We start from the raw sequence: 21,704 nt of genomic DNA, 5'->3' as shown, positions 1-21,704 counted from the left end.
TACCCCTTTCTAGAAGATTTTATAATCCGCATATTTATGAGCGAGCTTGTAGCCAACAATGATGAGCACGAAACCAATCAAGGATTTGAATATGCCCACTGCTGTTGCCAAGCTGTACTGCCCATTCAGAATGCCCGTCCGATAGACGAAGGTATCAATGATATCGCCTTTATCGTAGACAAGCGGATTATACAAGTTGAAGATTTGGTCGAAGCCTGCGTTCAAAATATTACCGAGTGCAAGCGTACCTACAACGATAACAATTGGCAAGAGCGAAGGAATCGTAACATGCCAGGTTTGCTTCCAGCGAGTTGCACCATCCACTTCTGCTGCCTCATAGAGAGAAGGATTAACCCCCGCAAGCGCTGCCAAGTAGACGATTGTACCGTAGCCAAATTGCTGCCATACATCACTAAGAACGACTACAAATCGGAACCAGTCCCCATCTCCCAGGAACAAAATCGATTCTTTCACCCCGAACCAATCATGAAGGATGGAGTTAATAATACCATCCGAAGCCAGCATATCGTTCAGGATTCCGCCGAGGAATACCCAGGAAATAAAGTAGGGTAGATATACCAAGGTTTGAACAGTACGTTTGAATGGATTAAAGTTCACTTCGTTCAGTAGAAGCGCGAAAATGAACGGTACAATAATACCGCATATAATCTTCAAGCATGCAATAAACGCCGTGTTCGTGATCACTTGCTGAATGTCCGGATAATCGAACATAAACTTGAAATGCTCAAGCCCAACCCACTTGGAATGGAAAATACCATCGTAAGGTTTATAGTCCTGAAAAGCGATTACCAATCCCCCGAGAGGTACGTACACAAAGATGAATTGCAAGATTACTGCCGGAAGCAACATGAGATGCAGCGGCCATGTCCTCTTCAGGAAACCTCTTGCTTTTGTTTTTTCAGTGTTCTCTCCAATGACCTCATTACGGGCTATCGCCTTTGTTGTTGTCCCCATCCCCATTGTCCTTTCCGCTATTCTTTTTGTCGATTGACAGAGTCTCATCATGATGTATAGTAAGTATAGCAATCGGGGAATCGGCAAGTCTGCGCCAATGATTTTAGAACGATACCCATTTCTTTTGTTTTCATCCACATTGATGCGGGGAGACGGACAAGGATGTCGCTTAGATTGAATACGTTTACAAAAATAGTCGGCATTATCGTTTTGCTGCTTATTCCGATTATCGCGCTCTATTGGTTTTCTAATAAAACAAGTATGGATGTTGTTATGAATGAAGTCGAAATATCCATGCATAAGGACTTGTCCTATTTTGCTGATAAGACGGATGAAACGGCAGAACAGCTTGCAAAGAGTGGTCTTATGATCACGGAAGATATCAACGTTCGTACCCTTGAGTTTCTTGAGATTGCCACCTTATATGAACAAACGGATCAGAAGATTCGAATTGCCGACAAGCTTCGGCTGATCAATGCCTCCTCCGATTGGGACACAACGATCAGCATCTATGCGCCTGCAACCAATACCTTCGTTTCAACCGACTTCCACCTGGAATACAATAAAGATCTCGTAACGAAAAACTATTCAAAGGTATGGAAATATACCGAGAATGTCGCCCCCTACTATCAAAATAATCCTAGGTTTGTCCGATTTCTGACCGAACCTTATGACAGCTCCTCCGGTAACGCAGGGGTTATTGTAGAAGTCAGCTTTGCAGCAGATGAATTAGTGAAAGGGCTTGAACGCTTTAAACAAGGCGGCAAGGGAGATGCCTTCTTCGTATCGCCTGAGCAGCAAATATTAGCCGTGAGAGGCTCTGACAAAGAGCTTCAGCAAACGCTGCTCTCTAAAGTTGATTTAAGTAAGCTTTCTCACTCGCAGTACTCTCGTATTAAGCTGCACGGGACCGAATATACCGTGAACAGCGTCTACATGCCCGAGCTGGGCTGGTATCTATTTGATTATTTACCGATTGATGATGTTGTCAGACCGATTACAGCAAACAGCAATCTTTTCTATATTTGTATCGTGTTTTTGCTTATCGGCAGTACGATTGCCGCCTATATCCTGTATACGAATGTCCAGGTACCCATCCGGGAGCTTATTCGCGGTGTGAAGAAGTTGAAGAAAGGTGAATATCCGAAGCTGAAAGTCTTCCATCCGAATAATGAGTTCCACTTCCTGCTCGTCAGCTTCAACGATATGGCCGTCCAGATCGAGCAGCTGATCCAGAACGTCTATCTCGAACAGATCCGTTCAAGAGATGCTAACCTGAAGCAATTGCAATCCCAGATTAATCCGCATTTCCTCTATAATTGCTTCTCTCTCATTCGCAGCTTAACGAGACTTGGAGAGAAAGAATCGGTTATGGAGCTTGCTCTTCATCTCAGCCGTTATTACCGTTACACAACCAGATCCGAGAGACAGCTGGCCTACTTGCGCGAAGAAGTGGATCTTGTCAAAAGCTATCTAGCTATTCAAGCGATGAATGTCCAGGATATGACCTATGTCATTACAATTCCAGAGGCAATGGAAGAGCTCGAGATTCCAAGGCTTATCCTGCAGCCAATTGTAGAAAATGCTGTTGTGCACGGTTTGGAGCCTATCGGTACTGGCGAAGTCCAAATTACTGGCTCGCAAAATGACCGCTACAACCTCATTACCGTCACAGATAACGGCATTGGTGTTACCGAGGAACAGCTCGCCCAGCTAAAGCTGCAAATGTCTATGCCTCCTACCGAGGATAAGGGCTGCGCGTTATGGAATACACGCCAGCGTATGCTGCTCCAGTATGGACAAGAAGCAGGCGTACGACTCTACCGTGGTGATGACGGCGGACTTACCGTTGAGTTGTATTGGCCAAATGAGACAAACATGTTTACGAAGTAAGAATTGCTTCACAATTCTTTAAGCCTATGCTTACGAAGTAAGAATTGCTTCACAATTCTTTTAAGCCTATGCTTACGAAGTAAGAATTGCTTCACAATTCTTTTAAGGAGGAACTTAACATGCGCCAACTTCTTATTGTAGATGACCAATCCATACTGGCAGATGATCTTGCAGATATGCTGCCATGGGATGAGGCCGGGATCGATGTCGTACATAAAGCTTATTCGGGTCCAGATGCGATCGAGCTGATGCATGTACACGCAATTGATGTCGTTATTACCGACATCAGGATGCCTGGCATGACAGGACTTGAGCTTATTCAGGAAATTAAACAGAACTGGAAGCATACGAAATGTATCCTGCTCTCCGGGTATTCCGATTTTGAATATACGAAACAAGCGCTGAAGCTGAAATCTACTGATTATTTGCTAAAGCCCGCAGCTGATGATGAGCTTCTCACCTCGGTCCGCAGGGCAATTAAGGAACTCGAACAGGAATGGCTCGAGATCAGCTCTATGCAGCGAGCCATGTACTCCCTTCGAGAACAATTACCTAAGCTGCGGGAGTATTTGCTGCTTGATCTCTTAAGCGGCAAACAATCGATATCGCTTCAGCGATTGTCCAAAAAGCTGGCGACCTATTCGATCCCTTTCCAGGAGGGAGATCCATTCCATGTCTTGCTGCTCCGATTGGATGATGAAGATCGGCTCTATGATGATGGTGAAAGTGAAGGCCTCATTGATTATGCCCTATCCAATATGGCGGAAGAAGTGTTTGGGGACCAGCTGGATATGTGGCATTGCAAGGACTCGAACGGGTTTATTGTCTGTCTTTTAAAAGCTAAAGCCGGTTCTAGCATACCAACTGACCTCGACGGCTGGATCGAAAGCCATGCCTTCCAGCTGCAGCATGTTGTGAAGTCCTATCTCAAGGTCGGCATCTCCATTCTGACGAGTAAAGGCGGCACATTCCCACAAGATGTAAACCCGCTCTACCAGAATTCCATCACTAACTTCCGTCAGTTCATCGGCGGTGAGAGAGAACTATTCGTGTCGCTTGCCAAAGAGCCTACACGTGGAGCCCCTCAACTGCTCGGTGAGCTGTACCGCCCGCCATCCGTCTTGCAGATGCTCGAGCTTGGTCAATGGGCTACTGCAAACGACAAGCTTGAGGCGATTTTCAGAGAGATCGAAGAAGAATGGCGTGGTTCACAAGAGCATGTGCTGGAAGCCTATTTCTCTATCGCTGCCTCTCTTGCTGCATTAGCTCACAAGAACAAGAAATGGCTCTCTGACATGATCGGCGATGATTTCCACGCTTTCGCGAATGGCAGTCCGATCAATTCCGTTGAGGATTTGCGTGCATGGACAAGCCGGTCCATCACTTCCTATCAGAAGTCGGTTAATAGTGAAGATAAGGATTCACGATCGGGCATCATCCGTAAAGTGCAGGAATTTATTCATGGCCATTTGGAGCAAGCTTCGCTTAACTCCATCTCCACTCATGTTTACTTAAATCCTTCCTACTTGTCTAAGATTTATAAGACAGAGACTGGGGAGGGCATCAGCGAATATTTACTACGTGCCCGAATGGAGAAGTCAGCTGAACTGCTCGCCCAAACTGATGAGAAAATCTATGAAATCTCGGTCATGCTTGGCTATCAGAAGCCAAGCTATTTCATTCAATTATTTAAAAAGCATTTTGGCATCACGCCTCAGGAATATCGGAATAAGGTTGCTAACTAAAGGTTATTCCACAAACAAAAATAGCGGTACAGGGATATCCCTGTACCGCCATTTTTGATTTTAATCAGTCTACTATTTCACTGCCTCCGCATTCGCAAGCGCCTCTAGGAATGGTTGATGCACCTTTCCATTCGAAGCTACGACATGGCGGACGCCAAGATTGTACGCCCCACCTAGCGTATCGGTTACGATACCGCCGGATTCCTGTACCAGCAGCGCGCCTGCTGCGAGGTCCCAGCTGTTTAGACCAATTTCCCAGAAGCCGCTAAGGCGTCCGGCAGCGACATATGCCATATGAAGGGCAGCAGAACCGCCTGAACGAATGTTACGCACTTGCGGCGCCATTGCTTGTAATCCCTTCATATTCAGCGGCAGTGCAAATTCTGCATCTGCCGGGAAGCCCGTTGCAATCAGGCTCGTCTTAAGAGTATCCTCGCCAGACACGCTCATCCGTTTGCCATGTACATAAGCGCCTTTGCCCTTCTCGGCAATAAACAGCTCATCCCGCATCGGATCATACACAACCCCTAGAATAACTTCACCTTTATGGGCAAGGGCAATCGATACTACGAAGAACGGAAAGCCATGTACAAAGTTGGTTGTCCCGTCAATCGGGTCAACAATCCATAGATACTCGGCGTCGCTTAATTCTTCCAATGCACGCGCGGATGCCTCTGGCCCTGGCTCTACACCCTCTTCACCTAGGAACGAATGATGAGGGAAATGTGTCAGCACAAGACGTTTTATCAATGTCTCCGAGCCTTTATCCACTTCTGTCACCAAATCATGCGCCGAATACTTTATATCAAGCTTCTCATAATTTCCTAGCTTAGACTTTATCCATTCTCCCGCTTTAGCCGCGCAGTTGATCGCCACGGCGGCGAAGCTTTTGCCTCCGACGACGGTGCCCTGCTGATCACCTACAGTCACAGTCCATCACTCTACTCTCGTCATAATTTAACCACAATAGATTTTATTAGTTTCGATGTCAGTCGAAAACTGAAATCTATTTGGCGAATAAACCTACCTCTAAACGCGGCGCTTCACCTTCGAGCAGCCTCGATAGAGGTTTTCTCATGAATGCTTTAATTGTATGTTTGTAACTTATACGTATGACTTCCTATGCAAGTTTCACACAAGTGAAAACGGCTGCTTCATCCTTAGGAAGAGCAGCGTACACTTCACGATGAAATAGTAGCTCAGTATAGGTGAAATCTTACACTTCGTATATTTTAAAAATATTAACCTAGTGTTAAAGCTTCGTCAAACCTTCGTATATCAATTGGCCAGCCAGCAGCAATAACGTGATGCGCAGCAGCCAGAGCAGACCTTTCCCGCTCATGCGGCTAGCAATCATGGCTCCGAGTTTGCCGCCAATCCACGCTCCCGGCACCAGTGCCAGTACAATCCAATAATTGATTTCGCCAAGAAGGCCATGCATCCCGCTCCCAAGAATGGAAGAAAGAAAGATAACAAACATGGAAGTTGCGGTAGCGGTATGCGGCGGGAAGCGGAATAACAGCACCATCAGAGGAACAAATAAAGAACCGCCCCCGATCCCAAACAAGCCCGAAATCAACCCAACAGCAAAACCAATCCCAAGTGCCGGAACCATCGCATAGCCATACGTGTGCTCCTGCCCATTGGCATCCACTACCGTCCGTTTGATCGGCCATTCTCGGGTAATCGGTTTCAAATAATCCTTAGCGATTAACAAGCCAGCCATGAGCAGCATGAATATGCCAAACGAAAGCGAGAATGCTGCACCTTGGAACCGGCTTGTCAAAGCGGATCCAATCATCGCAGCTGGCCCGCTGGTAATGAAAAACAACCAGCCGCTGCGGAAATCGACCAGTTTCTTCTTCGCATAACTTAGAGTTGAAGCTAGTGCCGTTACAATCAGCATCGTGAGCGATGTACCTACGGCGGTCGCATGACTGATCTCATCGCCCGTGAGCTGCGACCCAAGGAGCATCAGCACCGGGACGATAATAATGCCCCCGCCAAGACCAACGATACTCCCGAACATCGCTGCAACAACGCCAAGCAGCGCTAGAAGAATCCACTCCAACACTTTTGCTTCACCGCTTTCTGAAGTCTCTGGTTGCTAATCAATTATGTACTTGCATAAAATAACACCGCCAAGGTGAAACGCTTCCCGCTATCTTCTGATGGCGAGCTGCGTTTCATTCCGGAGAATCCTAAGACCTGTTTATAAGACAAGACTTATAAATGCTTAGAATTCAAGGAGTCTACCTTGACGGTGCTAACGATTATGGCTCGATCTCAATGGTTCCGCCATCAAGAATCCGGATCCCGTCTTCCTGCGCGGCCCTTTCCTTCAAATCCTCCATCAGCTTGAGCAGAGCGGCATCCTTGCTCTTGGCTTCAAGCATGCAATCAATCCTTGGCGTTGTAGATGCAACGCTTCGAAGAAACTGCACAAGCGGCTCTGGCTCCAGAAACTCTGCATGGCCGCGAGGATCCGAAAGACTTTTGGGACTCGAAGCATGAATTTTCGGCGGCAGTGCACCTTCTTCTAGCCCAAGGCGCTCCTCTTCCAGCTTCCAGGTACGTGCAATCCGCGGCCATAAGCCAGCAGACAGCTCGTCCATCGATACATCACCGCTGTTGACGGCATGATGATGAATGTCCAGCACCATCGGCACGCCGACGGCTTCCGCTGCTGCCAGCGTTTCCCGAACATTAAATGTCTTATCGTCGTTCTCCAGCGTAACTCGATGCTTGTACCTCGGCGATAATGCACCAAACTGCTCGATAAAACGCTCACTGGACAGCTTTTTATCGCCATAAGCTCCACCCATATGAATATTGCATTTCACGGTCTCGGGAAGCTCCATTGCCTCAAGCATCCGGATATGGTAATCGAGATCACGCTCCGAATTCACCAGAACCTCTGGCCGATTCGTGCTGAATACGCAAAAGTGATCGGGATGGAACGAGGTCCTCATCCCTGTCTTAATTGCATAGTCGCCAAGTTCCTTCATCGTAGGACGAAGCACAACAAACGGATCCCAATCTGCAAGATCACCGTGGGTAGCAAGCGGGATAAGCTTTGACGAGAATCGGTACATGTGGATGTCATGCGCATTAGCATGTTTCATGATACGAAGCGTGCTTCGCAGATTATCTTCTGCGATCCGCTCCATTTTGCGTATGCCAGCTTCTCGATCATTCAGCTTATTAAAGCTCGCAAATGTCATCGTCCGAGACGGTGAAGCATTCTCAAGAATCATACTCATGGCGACGAATCCGAACCGGACGATCATTATGAATTATACCCTCTCTCCGAAAAACATCTCGTAGGCGAGAGCCGTCTGAATGCGCGCTTCCTCTTCGTTCAGCTTGCGCACCAGTTCCATCTCCACTTCCGTCACTTCTTCGCCTTGGAAATTAATTTCCGCAATCGAGGCGAGGATGCGAACGATCGCAATCGCTTCGTTATTAGGTGTATACGCGATTACTTTCTGGCCGGCTGGGAAGACGCGGAACCCGCTCTTCACCATTTTGCCCCTACCGTATTCAAGCAATTCATACAGCTCTTGCTCCGATTTGAATTTACACACGGAATTAAACTCTGTTGCAAAACCCATTCTAAACTCCTCCTTTCTTCTAGAATTAGGGACCTCCATTGCCGCAACCGCCATAATCTATCGTTTGCTTATCCGCATAACGCTTCAGAGCAAGCTCGATCAGCTTATCGAGCAGATCACGGTAAGGCAGACCTGATTCCTTCCACATAAGCGGGTACATACTGATTGGCGTAAAGCCCGGCATCGTATTCACTTCGTTAATGAATAGCTGCCCATCTGTTTTTCTTAAGAAAAAGTCTACGCGGGACAGGCCCGACCCGTCAATCGCAAGAAATGCACGAATCGCCATATCTCGTATTACTTCCGCCTTATTGTTCGGGATATTCGCTGGAATTTGAATCGTTGATTTGCCATCTACGTACTTCGCCTTATAATCGTAAAACTCATTGGAAGGCGCAATTTCGCCCGGTACGGAAGCCTTCGGATCTTCATTCCCAAGTACGCTGACCTCAATCTCCCTTGCATCAACAAATTCTTCAACGATGACCTTGCGGTCAAATCGAAAGGCAAAGTCTATGGCTGCAATAAGCTCATCGCGGTTCTTCGCTTTGGATATTCCTACGCTGGATCCGAGATTAGAAGGCTTCACGAAGCAGGGATACCCTAATGCAACCTCACATTCCATAATAAAAAAGGAGGCATCCTTCTCCCACTGCGCCCGGTTAAAATAACGGAATACGCACTGCGGCAGACCCTCGTAGGCGAATACTTTCTTCATTGTAATCTTGTCCATCCCGACAGAGGAAGCTAAAACCCCTGCCCCTACATATGGAATGTTCGCTATCTCCAGCATTCCTTGAATGGTCCCGTCTTCTCCGAAAGTACCATGAAGCAGCGGGAAAACAACATCAATTCCTGCCGCAGCACCCCCGCCAACTAGACTGCCAAGCAATGGAGCGAGCGGGAATGCAGGAGTTACAGGTACCTGCGAATCGTCAGGCGGCAGAAGCCGGAGTTCATCAATTGCCGCCGGCTGGCATCCAGCTACCTCTCCTACTCTCCACTCGCCAAGCTTAGTAATATAAAAAGGCGTTATTTCATATTTTGCGTAATCGAGCTCTCCCATTACTGCAAATGCCGTCTGCAGCGATACGTCATGCTCTCCCGACTTCCCTCCGTAAATCAACCCTAAGTGTACTTTCTTCCCCATTAGGTATCCTCCGGTATGATCAATTTTAGAAGTGGTCCGCTATATGAAAAAAACGATATCTCGTTTGTTCTGTCCATGCATAGGAATCACGATAATCCCAGAAGCGATGCCGGCTGGGAACCGTATTCGCATTAACGAGCGGCATACCCGCCGCATCAAAGGCCGTAATAATCGTGCTGTGCTGGTACCTATTATCCCCGTTCCAATCATACGTAATGACATCACCAAGCTGCAGCTCTTCCACCGATTCAACAACGGTTGCATGCAGGCCAGAGCTTCGTTTGCCGGACAAATAATTGGTAAGTGCATTGGACACTGCCCAGCTGTAGCTCCACCATTCTTTGCCGCCATTTCGGCCTTTGTACCACCAGCCGCTTTCTCTTTTACCAGTATAGTTCATAGGCGCGTGGCCTGCAAAGAGACACTGGGAAATATAGTTTGTACAGTTCACTTCAAATTCTTCATAGGCTGGATTACCTTCATTCCACCATCTGTCCGCATAAGCAGCCGCCATCTCACGCCGGTATGGGATTCCTTTCACCCTCTGCTTCAACTGTGGATACTGGTCAAGATTCAGAAATGGTGTAGATCGGAAGACAGATGCTTCCCGCGTCTGATCCAGAACCTCCTCTTCGACTGCACCTGTATATTCCGCCATTCCAAATCGTGGTCTCCGCTCGGCAATGACAGGCTCAACTCGGAAAATACGCCAGGCTTCTCCTGTAAAATTCAGCCATAACCGCTCGAATTCGGTTCTCTCCTCCAGATAGTACAGTCCCGACTGCTCCATTTGCCTTTTGATATGCAGCTTCACAAGTACGGATACTTCCGTTGGGGATTCATTCACCCTTATCAGATCAGCTTTTGTCTCGCCTCTTGCTGGCAGCACACCACGATACAAATCTCTTTCCCTTAGTCTCTCGAGTCGATAACGAAGTCGTGAGCAGTGATCTTTATCGTCTATATAGTCATCTAGGGCAGCAAAATGCTGATCTGTCTCCGCCTTGTTATATAAGTTTACATATTTCGAAATGGCCGTTTTCCATTCACCAGAGGCTTCTCTCTTCTTTGCTCCTGCCTGATCCGAGGAACGAAGCAAGGAAGAAAGCTTTTGGCGGGCTGGCCTCTCAGCAGTATGTCCGGCAGAAGGCTGGGCAGACTTTGGATGGGTGGATTGGGCAGGTAGCTCTCTGGACGATGACAACGTCGGATTGCCGGACTGCTCACGCACGGCTGCTTTATTAGGTACCTCAAACGAATGTCTCTCCTGAGAATCCGCCTGGCTTGACGGCTGGACGGAACGTACCGGCGCCGGCTGGAGCAGTAAGGCTTTGTTTGACCGCTGCCTATCGGCACGATTCCTTGGTCGATCCGATCGCGTAGACATGGCTACCCCTCCCATTCCTGTATTTGCTGGTTCATTATATGAGCAAATGTATTAATTCATGTAACAATCACCACAGGGCTTGGGAACACTACTTGAGGTAAACAGCAGAGGATGCTAATGAAGTGAAGTTTTCTTCGTAAAAATCTTAAGCCGATGCTTTCGAAGCAAGTTTACTTCGTAAACATTGAGCTAATGCTTTCGAAGCAAATTTACTTCGTAAACTTTGAGCTAATGCTTTCGAAGCGAAGTTTGCTTCGCAAACTTAAGCGTATGCTTTCGAAGTAAGTTTGCTTCGCAAACTTTAAAACCCATGCTTTCGAAGCGAAGTTTGCTTCGCAAACTTTTTAGGAGGTCAAAAAGCGTATGTCCACGAACAACCCTTTTGCACAGCGCAGTACGCTGGATGCTGCCGGCAAAACCTATGTGTATTACCCGATCGCAGAGCTGGAGAAGCAAGGGCTGGGCCCTGTTTCTAAACTCCCTTTCTCCATCAAAGTACTGCTTGAAGCGGCAGTCCGCCAATTCGATGGACGAGCGATAACTGAAGAGCATGTTAAGCAGATTGCCGCTTGGGCGAATGGCCGGGTCGATAAGGAAATTCCTTTTATTCCAGCTCGTATTGTTCTGCAGGATTTCACCGGTGTTCCAGTCGTTGTTGATCTAGCAGCGATGCGCGATACGGTAAAGCGTGCTGGGGGTGACCCGAAGAAGATCAACCCGCTTGTTCCGGTTGATCTTGTCATCGACCATTCCGTCATGATCGATACATTCGGCACCCCTGATGCCCTAGAGTATAATACCAAGCTAGAATTCAAGCGTAATGGCGAGCGCTACCGGTTCCTTCGCTGGGCGCAAACGGCCTTTGATAATTTCCGTGCGGTACCTCCAGGTACAGGTATTGTGCATCAAGTGAATTTAGAGTACTTAGCATCTGTGGCGGCGACCAAACAAATCGGAGAAGACACCGTTGTATTCCCCGATTCTCTTGTCGGCACAGACTCCCATACTACGATGATCAATGGACTTGGCGTTGTGGGTTGGGGTGTAGGCGGTATTGAGGCAGAGGCCGGGATGCTCGGACAGCCGCTTTATTTCGTCATGCCCGAAGTCATTGGTTTCAAGCTGACAGGCAGCCTAGCCGAAGGCTCGACCGCTACCGACCTTGCCCTGACCGTTACGCAAATGCTGCGAAAAAAAGGTGTTGTCGGCAAGTTTGTCGAGTTTTTTGGACCAGGACTGTCCAATATCAGCCTGCCAGACCGTGCTACCGTGGCTAACATGTCACCGGAGTATGGTGCAACTATCGGCTTTTTCCCAGTAGATGAAGAAGCACTTCGGTTCCTTCGTGATACAGGCCGGGATGAGGCGCAGATTGAACTGGTAAAGGCGTATTATCAGGCGCAGGATATGTTCCGAACCGATGAGACACCAGATCCTGTATTTTCGGATACGCTGGAACTTGATTTATCGAGTGTTGTCCCCTCTCTAGCTGGGCCCAAACGGCCGCAGGACCGCGTAGAGCTTACCCATCTGAAAGAGGCGTTTAATGACATTATTAATACTCCTCTTGAGAAGGGCGGCTATGGTCTTAGCGAAGAGAAGATTAAGCAGAAAGTAGAAGTACATCACAAAGAGGGACGGGTCAGTGAGATGAGAACTGGTGCCGTCGTAATTGCCGCTATTACCAGCTGTACGAACACTTCCAATCCAAGTGTTATGCTTGGCGCCGGACTTGTTGCCAAGAAGGCCGTCGAGCGTGGGCTCAAGGTTCCCGCCTATGTCAAAACGTCACTAACACCCGGGTCGCTTGTTGTAACCGAATATTTCAACCGCGCAGGTCTGATGGAACCACTTGAGGCGCTTGGCTTCCATGTAACCGGTTATGGCTGCGGCACTTGTATCGGTAACTCTGGTCCTCTCCCTGACGAGGTCAGCAAAGCGATTGCCGATAACGATATGACCGTATCTGCTGTATTGTCCGGTAACCGTAACTTCGAGGGCAGGATCCATGCGCAGATAAAAGCGAACTATCTCGCATCCCCGCCGCTTGTTGTTTCCTATGCATTAGCAGGCACGGTTAATATTGACCTTTCGAAGGATCCTATCGGAATCGGCTCCGACGGCAAGCCGGTGTATCTGAAGGATATTTGGCCAACAAATCAAGAGGTGCAGGAAGCAATTAAGGCCGCACTCCGTCCGGAAATGTTCCGTGACAAATACGCCAATGTCTTCACGCAAAATGACCGCTGGAACGCGATCGAAGTTCCAAAAGGTGAAAGCTACGAGTGGGATCCGGATTCCACTTATATTCAGAATCCACCGTTCTTTGAGGATTTGGGTGCAGACATTGCCGACATCGTTGATATTCCAGCATCGAAGATTCTCGCTCTGCTTGGCGATTCAGTGACAACCGACCATATTTCACCTGCGGGTAATATTAAGACCGACAGCCCAGCCGGCACCTATTTGACCGATCATAACGTAGATAAGGTCGACTTTAACTCTTACGGCTCCCGCCGTGGTAACCATGAGGTCATGATGCGAGGTACATTCGCCAATATCCGGATTCGCAATCAGGTAGCCCCAGGAACAGAAGGCGGCGTAACCACATACCTGCCTGCGAACGAAGTGATGTCCATCTATGATGCTTCCATGAAATATCAGAATGATGGCACCAACCTTGTCGTGATCGCCGGTAAAGAATACGGAACGGGCAGCTCCCGTGACTGGGCGGCCAAAGGTACTTACCTGCTCGGAGTAAAAGCCGTCATCGCCGAAAGCTTTGAACGAATTCACCGTTCGAACCTCGTAGGCATGGGTGTCCTTCCGCTGCAGTTCCTGGAAGGTCAAAGCTGGAAATCCCTTGGCTTGACCGGCCGCGAGACGATTGATATTTCAGGGCTGTCCAATGACGTAAAGCCGGGGCAAAAGGTAAGCGTCAAAGCCACCGATGAGAACGGCAAAGTAACCGAGTTCAGTACAACCGTACGACTCGACTCCATGGTCGACGTCGACTACTACCGCAACGGCGGTATCCTTCAAACCGTACTGCGCCAGATCATGTAATTTCGCAAAAAAAGCGACTGTGCAAGGCTTCAAGCCTGCACAGTCGCTTTTTCTTTTTCATTTTATTTCTTCCAAAAGTTACGTTAATGGAAAACGGAGCATTTCGAATGATTCTGGAGAAGTGAAGCGTTCGCTTTTGCTCGGGGATTCCAATCCTATTGGAATTGTTCCAAGAAATCCCCGAGCAATGGCGATCGGAAGAACATTCGAATGCGCAGTTTCCCAATTAACCGTCACTTTATCATCGTCCCCATACGCTTCGCATATTCGATCAAGACAGACGAATATTCACGCATACTCTCCATGGTTAACCGGCTTGCCGGTCCAGATACTGATAACGCTGCTGCTACCTGGCCATGCCGATTGAAGATTGGCGCGGACAAAGCCGCCACACCAGGCTCCCGCTCTTCAAAGCTCGTTGCGTAGCCTTGCTCTACGATTTCCTCAAGCTGCTGCTTATATTGATCCAGATCGATGGTTAACAACCATGCTGGGTCGCCGAAAATCTGTTCTTGCACAAAACGGTCCGAATAAGCGATTAATACTTTGCTGGAAGCACCAGCATACAGCGGTAGTCTGGCACCAACCGGCGCTACCCGACGAACCGGCTGATTGCTCTGCACGGCTTGAATCCGAACGCGCTCCGAGCCATCACGCACATAAATACTTACTGTCTCTCCTAGCCGGTCACGCAAACGCTCCATCTCCGGCTGCCAGATAACAGCTTGATCATCCGAACGGGATAAATGCGCCGACAGCTCCCACATCCGCATTCCAAGATGATACCGCTCCGACGAAGGATCCCTCTCTAGAAAACCCCGATCCTCCAGCGTAGCCAGCATACGGTGGACGGTACTTTTATGCAGACCGACCTTCTCCGCGATCTCTGACATGGCCAGATCCGTTCCCGTCGTAAAACATAGCAATATATCCAGCGCCCGCTCAACTGCCCGTACATTTGCTTTGCCTTCTTCCATGAAGTCCGTCCTCCTTTTGCTGTAAATCTAGTTCCGTACAATGAAACTTATTATCATCTAGTATACCTTAATAAAGTAAGAGTGGTAAAGAAAAGTTCGTTCATTACAACATGATTACAAATGCTTAACATTACATCGACATCAATTGACAGGCTCACCCTATCGGTCTACGATAAAAGTACTAGAAGCGTAGAAGCGCTTACATAGTTTTATGTTTTGTGGGGAGGGACACTGCGATGAGCACAACTATTATGACACCGATGCCGCTTGAAACCGGCTTTCCTCAATCCTTGCAGCCTTTTCCTCTTCTCGAAGGCGGACTGCAGAAACAACGACCTAAAGCGAAGACTCGCAAACATTTCTTAATTGCGCTTGTCGCCTCTTTTACTGCACTATGTTTGCTGCTTGTTCTCGTCTTTTACGGATATATCGCATGGATGCTGACTTATCCCTATGTTGCACCACTCACATCTAACCCGAAGGCCGCAGTTGGCCTCGATTATGAGGATATCATGTTACCTAGTGTAAGTGGTAAGACCACCGTCAGCGGCTGGTATGTCCCTGCTGCGGACAATGATTCAGACGCTGTCTTGGCAAGCTCGACCCAATCCTCGGAACGGACCGTTATTTTCAGCCATGGTTATGGCGCGAACCGGGAAGAAAGCTGGGTACCGATGTATGATCTGACGAAGCTATTGCACGGGCTTCACTATAATGTGGTGCTTTTTGACTACGGATATGCTTCCCAGAAGTACAAAGCTCCAGCAACCGGAGGCATAGAAGAATCACAGCAACTGCTTGCCATGATTAATTTTGCCAAATCCCGTGGAGCACAAGAGATCGTGGTTTGGGGCTTCTCGATGGGTGCAGGAACAGCGCTCCAAGCGGCACTCCAAACCAATGACATTGATGCCATGATTCTGGACAGCACTTTCCTTGCCAGTTCAGATACGATGTTCCATAACGTGACGCAAATCCTGCCGCTTCCTAAGTTCCCGTCTATGCCGCTGATCGAGACTCTGCTGCCGATCTGGTCAGGTGCGAATTTGAAGCAGGTGCCCGTCAAACAAATTTTAGCGAAATCCTTTAATATCCCGCTTTACATTATGCATGGTACAAATGACGCAAAGGCGCCTTACCAGTTAGCAGAGCAAATCGCAGCTGGTCAGTCGAATCCGCTGTCCCGTTCGTGGATCGTGCCAAACGGTCAACACGAAATGCTGTTCCGAGCTTCACCAACTGAATATATTCAGCGCGCAGCCCTATTCTTAGGCCAAGTGGACCAACAGTTCCAAGCTCAAGCTGAATCTGAATCAAACTCGTCCACTAATCAAACGTTATAATAAGTATCCAGCACTTATACAAAAAGCCTCCTGTGCATCAAGCGAATCATACACGCTTGTTACACAGGAGGCTTTTCTTTTATTATTGCTTCAGCAGAGTCAGAAACTCCGAACGAAGCGCACTGTCCGAGAACACACCGCGGACTGCCGACGTAACCGTCTTGCTGCCCGGCTTCTTAACGCCACGCGCGCACATGCACAGATGCTCGCCTTCAACAACAACCATCACGCCTTGTGGCTTCAGCACTTCTTGCATGATATTAGCGATCTGCGTAGTAATCCGTTCCTGTACCTGAAGTCTTCTCGTTACCGCTTCAACAAGTCTTGCAAGTTTGCTGAGACCTGCGATTTTACCGCTTGGAATATATCCGATATGCACCTTTCCAAAGAAAGGCGCCATATGATGCTCGCATTGGCTGTAATAAACAATGTCTTTGACAATAACAAGCTCTTCATGCTGCTCGTCAAAGGTGACGCCTAGCACTTCGCGTGGATCTACCTCATAGCCTGCAAAAATCTCTTCATACATCCGGGTAACACGAGCCGGAGTCTCCAAGAGCCCTTCTCTTTCAACGTCTTCGCCAACCAGCTTCAATATTTCTTTCACATGATGCTCAATTTGTTCCCGGTTGCGCGATACCGCCGAATTGACGTAGTCTTTCATACCCGCCATTTCGAACCACCTCTCCGGCTACTTCCAACTAACCGCACTTTATTTTCGTGGCATTTTCTGATTTTTCATCATATTCTGTGCACGATTCATTTGCTGCTTGTTCAAGTTGTAGCCCATTTGTTTCGCCATTTTTTGAATCATTTCAGGATCATTCTGCATTTTCTCAAGCTGCTTGCGCAGGTAGAATACCCCGATAAAGAAGCCGCCTATAGCTCCTACGATTAACGTTACAATCGGAATAATGATGCTCCATGCCGACATTATTATAATTCACCCGACCCTTTCTATCATTGCTGCCTATAGTCTATAATGACCACTATAATAGCATGTAAAGCGGGCATTCGCAAACGTCCCGCAGAAGTAAATTTTCCTAGCTTTCACGCGGGATCGAAGGCGCATCGTCAGTCCCAATCTGTAACGCCTCAAGACTAGCAATTGCTCGTTCCATATAAACTCTCGCTTCTTCATCAGACTCACTCGGCAGGGCTTCACGCAAAGCATCCAACGCCTCTTCGCCGCCAATTCGGCTAAGTGCCCAAGCTGCCGTACCACGCAGTACCGGCCTTGTATCTTCCTTCATGACACCGATCAGATCGGGTACGGCGCTTTTCTCCTTGAAGTTACCTAGTCCAATAATCGCATTACGCTGAATCGGCTTCTTGCCCCGCCAAGCGGAGGAACTAGAAGCATAGCGCTCCTTGAACTCTCGATTACCTATCGTAAGCAGCGGGACAAGCAATGGCTTCACAAGCTCAGGATCCGGCTGAAGCTCGGGCTGATGCGTCCAGTTCTTACCCCGGTTCACCGGACAGACCGTCTGGCATGTATCGCAGCCATATAACCGGTTGCCGATTTTACGCATAAGCTCATCAGATACGAACCCTTTGGTCTGCGTAACAAAAGAAATACATTTCTGTGAATCCAGCTGACCTGGGCCAACTAGCGCATCTGTCGGGCAAGCGTCGATACACTTCGTACACTCGCCGCAGCCTTCTGTTACCGGCGTATCCGGCGGGAATGGGATATTCGTTATCATCTCGCCGAGATAAATCCACGAGCCAAGATCCTCGCTTAAGATCGAGCAATTTTTCGCGCTCCATCCAATTCCTGCCCGTTCGGCAACTGCTCTGTCTGATAACGCTCCCGTGTCCACCATACTCTCCACACGTACTCCTGGTACATGTTCCTTCAGCCAGGCTTCCAGACGCGCCAGCCTGTCCCGCAGCACCTTATGATAGTCCTCTCCCCAAGCCGAACGCGACAAAATACCGCGCCGTGCTCCTGGTTCCGACTTTGGCGGATTATGCAGCTTCGCAGGATATGCGACAGCAATCGCGATAATCGATTGGGGATTTTCAAACAGCAAAGCCGGATTTGTCCGTTTGTCCAAATCCGGCTCTTCGAAGCCTGATTCCCGGCCAAGCTCCCGGTGCCGGATCAGCCTCTTTTTTAATTCTGTAAACGGATCTGCGGAAGCGAAGCCGATCTTATCGATACCAAGGCTTGGCGCCGCTTCACGAATGTCTTCTTTTAACTTCGCCCAGTCCATCAATATCGTGCTCCCATCCTATTTATTCCTATTACAGTCGTTTGATCGCTTCACGGGCAAGCTCATCACAGCGGTTATTCCACTCGTTGTCGCTATGCCCCTTCACCTTGATGTACTCCACCTGGTGGCGTTTCATCAGATCCCATAATACTTGCCATAAATCCTGATTCTCAACCGGTTCCTTCTTGCTATTCTTCCAGCCGTTGCGCAGCCAGCCATGAATCCAGCCCTTCTGGAAGCAATTCACGACATAGGCAGAGTCACTATATACCTTGGCTTTGCAAGGCTCCTTCAACAGGCTCAGCGCTTCAATAACCGCTTGAATCTCCATCCGGTTGTTCGTGGAGTGTTTCTCTCCCCCGGATATTTCTTTCCGATGAGCTCCATAGAACAGTACAGCTCCCCAGCCTCCTGGCCCCGGATTACCGGAACAGGCACCGTCCGTATATACTGTTACATCTTTCATCATTCATCTCCTAAAAAGAATTGCGTAGCAATTCTTACTTCGAAAGCATTAGCTTAAAGAATTGCGAAGCAGTTACATTTTTATAGAGTGCTCGCCTGCTTAAAAGGCCATAGGATAAAATCCGCTCTCCCATGAATCATCGACCGCGGCACCGTACCAAAAATTCGGCTGTCCTTGCTTGCTCTGGCGTGACGGTTATCTCCCATAACGAAGTATTGACCTTTCTGAACGATTACTGGCATGAAATCCAGATCCTCGATCTCAACATCGGTATACTTCTCCGTTACTTTTACCCCATTGCGATACAGCTCTTTATTATAAATCTCAATACGATCACCAGCTACTCCAACAACCCGCTTCACCAAATAATCCTTGTCCCCTCCAAAATCAGAAGGATCCTCAAGGATCACGACATCCCCTACCTTCGGATTTCCAACGAGATAGGCGAACTTATTCACGAACAGCCATTCCTTGTCCTGAAGCGTTGGCTCCATCGAATGGCCTTCTACCGTCGACAGGTTAAAGACGAACAGATGAAGTACCATAACGATAAGAAATGAAATCGTAATGGTCTTGCCCCACTCCAGCAGTTCTTTTAGCCAGCGGGACTTGTTATCAAGAGCATTCTGTTCGACCTTATCGTTGATTTCCGAAGGGGATACACTCACAGGCTTACCCCTCACTTTCCCCACAGCTGTTGTGCCAGTCTGTATAGTAGCCCTGGACAATCTCATCCTGAAACGGAACCGCTCCCTCGTCCATTCGTTTCAGAAGAGCGGACAAGCCTTGCTGTACCTTGTCCTCCACCATCTGCGGATAATGGTAAGCTAGTTTGTGCATCTGATACTCATCTTGATCGACAACATAACGGTTACCATCAGTTGTTCGAATCACATCCAGATCATAATCGATATAGGTAAGCACATCCCCCTGCATATAAGGAGGAGATGCGATATTACAATAGTAACGAATGCCACTGTCTTCAAGCAGAGCTACAACATTAAACCATTCACCGGGAATAAAAAACGACACCGCTGGTACACGGCTGATCCATTGCTTGCCGTCAGATTCCAAAATAGGCGTCTGACGATTAATAAGCACAATGATATTGTGATCCCGATGTACCTGTGCAAGCCGTTCCGTGGGCACAAGGTAGTTGCGCAGCCATGTTCGATGAATATGACCATCGTGCTTGAAGCTTTTGATAACACAGTGCCTATAGATGTCCATGACGCCTCTCCTTACTTATTGTGAAACGGTCGCGGTCTGCCTTCAGCCCGCATTCGTATGTTCCAAACAATAGTCCTTTTAAATAGAAAAGCATATCTGACCGCCAAAAGCAATGGCGATGCAGATATGCCCTGCACAATATGTGCTAAAATGCCGGCCAAGTGTAATGGCTGCGCCGTCCTGTGGAGGCGGAGCTGCTTAGCCTGCTACAATACTTAATTTCTGGAATGAACGGAAAAAGTCGTTCGAAGCATATCCCATCGCTTCATATAACGGCAATACCGGTTCATTATGCTCGTCGGCGGTGATTAATATTTTGGAAACGTTGCGTTGTTCAAAGCGCTGCCGCAAGGCTTGTATAAGCGCTTTTCCAATTCCTTGACGTTGATACTCTGCATGAACAGCGATGCGATAATAATAACCTTTGTTATTATCGATCGTACCGATGATCATACCAACAACTTCCGACTCTTCGACAGCGACTAGTACGAGCTCACTGTCCCATGACAATTGACGAGCAAAAGCTTCCATCGTTTGTTCGTAACACTCTTCAGACAATACATCCTCGAGGAGTGTAGTAAGCGGTCTGTAGTCAGACAACTGGAAGGAACGAACGTTCATTATTTATACACCTTCTATACCTTGTCATAGTGCTGCATTAATATATTTTACGACATTTTGTAACGAAATCCTTCTTTCATCTTAAAAAAAACTTAAAAATTTTAAAGAAATTTGCGAAATAACGTTGAAAACGCTTTATTTTAAGCGCTTACAAGGACTTTTTAGCCATTTTCTTAAAATACTGCTCGTTTTCTAATGTTTTTGCATATTTCCTCCTCTTTCGTGAAATGATAGGGTTCGTATGTCTTTGTCCTCAAACAGTCGACTTTTGAAACCTTAATGTTGATTTATGCACTCGGATAAGGGATAATATGAGAAGAGTTTTACATAACCTATTTATGGGAGGCTGTTAATTATGGCTCATCAATTACCTGCATTGCCTTACGAGAAAAACGCATTGGAACCACATATCGACGCGCTGACAATGGAAATTCACCACGGCCGTCATCACAACGCTTATGTAACAAACCTGAATGCTGCTCTGGAATCCGCTCCTGAGCTGCAAGACAAATCGCTGGAAGAACTGCTGGCTAACAACCTGGCAATCGTTCCTGACGCAATCAAAACAGCTGTTCGCAACAATGGTGGTGGACACGCTAACCACTCCCTGTTTTGGGAAGTAATCGGACCAAACGGCGGCGGCGCTCCTACTGGCGCACTTGCTGCAGCAATCGAAAGCGAACTGGGCGGCTTCGACGCATTCAAAGCTGAATTCGCTAAAGCAGCTACAACTCGCTTCGGCAGCGGCTGGGCTTGGCTGTCTGTTAAAGACGGCAAACTGAAAGTATCGAGCCTGCCTAACCAAGACAGCCCGATCTTCGAAGGCGAAACGCCTGTACTAGGTCTGGACGTTTGGGAGCATGCTTACTACCTGAACTACCAAAACAAACGCCCTGATTACATTGCAGCGTTCTGGAACGTTGTAAACTGGGCTGAAGTTGGCAAACGTTACGAAGCAGCAGTTAAATAATTACTGCTTAATTAACAAGGCTGTCCCTTATGGGGCAGCCTTGTT

Annotated in this window: 20 protein-coding genes; 5 read left to right on the top strand and 15 right to left on the bottom strand. The window is 47.9% G+C overall.

Going from position 1 to position 21,704, the window contains the following annotated elements; translation table 11 throughout:
* Positions 1-9 precede the first annotated feature (9 nt).
* Complete coding sequence (locus tag AC0YNT_RS25455) at positions 10-975, bottom strand: ABC transporter permease (RefSeq protein WP_475807118.1); 966 nt, start codon at positions 973-975, stop codon at positions 10-12.
* 162 nt (positions 976-1,137) lie between these two features.
* Here AC0YNT_RS25455 and AC0YNT_RS25450 point away from each other — a divergent pair, with 162 nt between their 5' ends.
* Positions 1,138-2,868 (top strand): sensor histidine kinase, encoded by a 1,731-nt coding sequence (locus AC0YNT_RS25450; protein WP_475807117.1) that lies wholly within the window; start codon positions 1,138-1,140, stop codon positions 2,866-2,868.
* Between the two features lie 119 nt (positions 2,869-2,987).
* Entirely contained in the window at positions 2,988-4,613 is a 1,626-nt protein-coding gene (locus tag AC0YNT_RS25445) for a response regulator transcription factor (RefSeq protein ID WP_475807116.1), read from the top strand.
* Between the two features lie 72 nt (positions 4,614-4,685).
* On the opposite strand, the gene AC0YNT_RS25440 is transcribed toward AC0YNT_RS25445, so the two are convergent.
* The 6 genes from AC0YNT_RS25440 to AC0YNT_RS25415 all read right to left on the bottom strand — a co-directional run bounded on the left by AC0YNT_RS25440 (position 4,686) and on the right by AC0YNT_RS25415 (position 10,764).
* Positions 4,686-5,543, bottom strand: a complete 858-nt coding sequence (locus AC0YNT_RS25440; RefSeq protein ID WP_475807115.1) for an inositol monophosphatase family protein — start codon at positions 5,541-5,543, stop codon at positions 4,686-4,688.
* A 322-nt stretch (positions 5,544-5,865) separates the two neighbouring features.
* Positions 5,866-6,684 carry a sulfite exporter TauE/SafE family protein gene (locus AC0YNT_RS25435; RefSeq protein ID WP_475807238.1) on the bottom strand — a complete coding sequence of 273 codons (819 nt, stop codon included), beginning with the start codon at positions 6,682-6,684 and terminating at the stop codon, positions 5,866-5,868.
* Positions 6,685-6,886: 202 nt separating this feature from the next.
* The gene (gene uvsE / locus AC0YNT_RS25430) at positions 6,887-7,903 is read right to left on the bottom strand and encodes a UV DNA damage repair endonuclease UvsE (protein ID WP_475807114.1); all 1,017 of its coding nucleotides are present in this window, start codon (positions 7,901-7,903) and stop codon (positions 6,887-6,889) included.
* 6 nt (positions 7,904-7,909) lie between these two features.
* Positions 7,910-8,227: a hypothetical protein gene (locus tag AC0YNT_RS25425; protein WP_475807113.1), complete on the bottom strand. Its 318-nt coding sequence runs from the start codon at positions 8,225-8,227 to the stop codon at positions 7,910-7,912.
* A 25-nt stretch (positions 8,228-8,252) separates the two neighbouring features.
* Entirely contained in the window at positions 8,253-9,377 is a 1,125-nt protein-coding gene (locus AC0YNT_RS25420) for a D-alanine--D-alanine ligase (protein ID WP_475807112.1), read from the bottom strand.
* 25 nt (positions 9,378-9,402) lie between these two features.
* On the bottom strand, positions 9,403-10,764 hold the full coding sequence (locus tag AC0YNT_RS25415) for an amidase domain-containing protein (RefSeq protein WP_475807111.1): 1,362 nt from the start codon (positions 10,762-10,764) through the stop codon (positions 9,403-9,405).
* A 363-nt stretch (positions 10,765-11,127) separates the two neighbouring features.
* Here AC0YNT_RS25415 and acnA point away from each other — a divergent pair, with 363 nt between their 5' ends.
* A complete protein-coding gene (acnA, locus tag AC0YNT_RS25410) occupies positions 11,128-13,830 on the top strand; it encodes an aconitate hydratase AcnA (protein WP_475807110.1) in 2,703 nt (900 codons plus the stop codon).
* Between the two features lie 233 nt (positions 13,831-14,063).
* On the opposite strand, the gene AC0YNT_RS25405 is transcribed toward acnA, so the two are convergent.
* Positions 14,064-14,807, bottom strand: a complete 744-nt coding sequence (locus AC0YNT_RS25405) for an IclR family transcriptional regulator (RefSeq protein WP_167278761.1) — start codon at positions 14,805-14,807, stop codon at positions 14,064-14,066.
* Between the two features lie 236 nt (positions 14,808-15,043).
* Here AC0YNT_RS25405 and AC0YNT_RS25400 point away from each other — a divergent pair, with 236 nt between their 5' ends.
* Complete coding sequence (locus AC0YNT_RS25400) at positions 15,044-16,150, top strand: alpha/beta hydrolase (RefSeq protein ID WP_475807109.1); 1,107 nt, start codon at positions 15,044-15,046, stop codon at positions 16,148-16,150.
* An 82-nt stretch (positions 16,151-16,232) separates the two neighbouring features.
* On the opposite strand, the gene folE is transcribed toward AC0YNT_RS25400, so the two are convergent.
* The 7 genes from folE to AC0YNT_RS25365 form a co-directional block, all read right to left on the bottom strand.
* Complete coding sequence (gene folE, locus AC0YNT_RS25395) at positions 16,233-16,823, bottom strand: GTP cyclohydrolase I FolE (protein ID WP_167278759.1); 591 nt, start codon at positions 16,821-16,823, stop codon at positions 16,233-16,235.
* Positions 16,824-16,862: 39 nt separating this feature from the next.
* Complete coding sequence (locus AC0YNT_RS25390; protein ID WP_475807108.1) at positions 16,863-17,084, bottom strand: YneF family protein; 222 nt, start codon at positions 17,082-17,084, stop codon at positions 16,863-16,865.
* A 109-nt stretch (positions 17,085-17,193) separates the two neighbouring features.
* The gene (gene queG / locus AC0YNT_RS25385) at positions 17,194-18,372 is read right to left on the bottom strand and encodes a tRNA epoxyqueuosine(34) reductase QueG (RefSeq protein WP_475807107.1); all 1,179 of its coding nucleotides are present in this window, start codon (positions 18,370-18,372) and stop codon (positions 17,194-17,196) included.
* 31 nt (positions 18,373-18,403) lie between these two features.
* Positions 18,404-18,838: a ribonuclease HI gene (gene rnhA / locus AC0YNT_RS25380; protein ID WP_167278756.1), complete on the bottom strand. Its 435-nt coding sequence runs from the start codon at positions 18,836-18,838 to the stop codon at positions 18,404-18,406.
* An 80-nt stretch (positions 18,839-18,918) separates the two neighbouring features.
* Complete coding sequence (lepB, locus tag AC0YNT_RS25375; RefSeq protein ID WP_475807106.1) at positions 18,919-19,506, bottom strand: signal peptidase I; 588 nt, start codon at positions 19,504-19,506, stop codon at positions 18,919-18,921.
* Between the two features lie 4 nt (positions 19,507-19,510).
* Entirely contained in the window at positions 19,511-20,068 is a 558-nt protein-coding gene (locus AC0YNT_RS25370; protein WP_167278754.1) for a DUF402 domain-containing protein, read from the bottom strand.
* 198 nt (positions 20,069-20,266) lie between these two features.
* Positions 20,267-20,689 carry a GNAT family N-acetyltransferase gene (locus AC0YNT_RS25365; protein ID WP_167278753.1) on the bottom strand — a complete coding sequence of 141 codons (423 nt, stop codon included), beginning with the start codon at positions 20,687-20,689 and terminating at the stop codon, positions 20,267-20,269.
* A gap of 355 nt (positions 20,690-21,044) precedes the next feature.
* On the opposite strand from AC0YNT_RS25365, the gene AC0YNT_RS25360 reads away from it, so the two are divergent.
* Positions 21,045-21,659 (top strand): superoxide dismutase, encoded by a 615-nt coding sequence (locus tag AC0YNT_RS25360; RefSeq protein WP_167278752.1) that lies wholly within the window; start codon positions 21,045-21,047, stop codon positions 21,657-21,659.
* Positions 21,660-21,704: the final 45 nt, after the last annotated feature.

It is taken from the genome of Paenibacillus sp. J22R56 (assembly GCF_056269375.1).
This window is presented reverse-complemented; position numbering and strand designations above follow the sequence as displayed.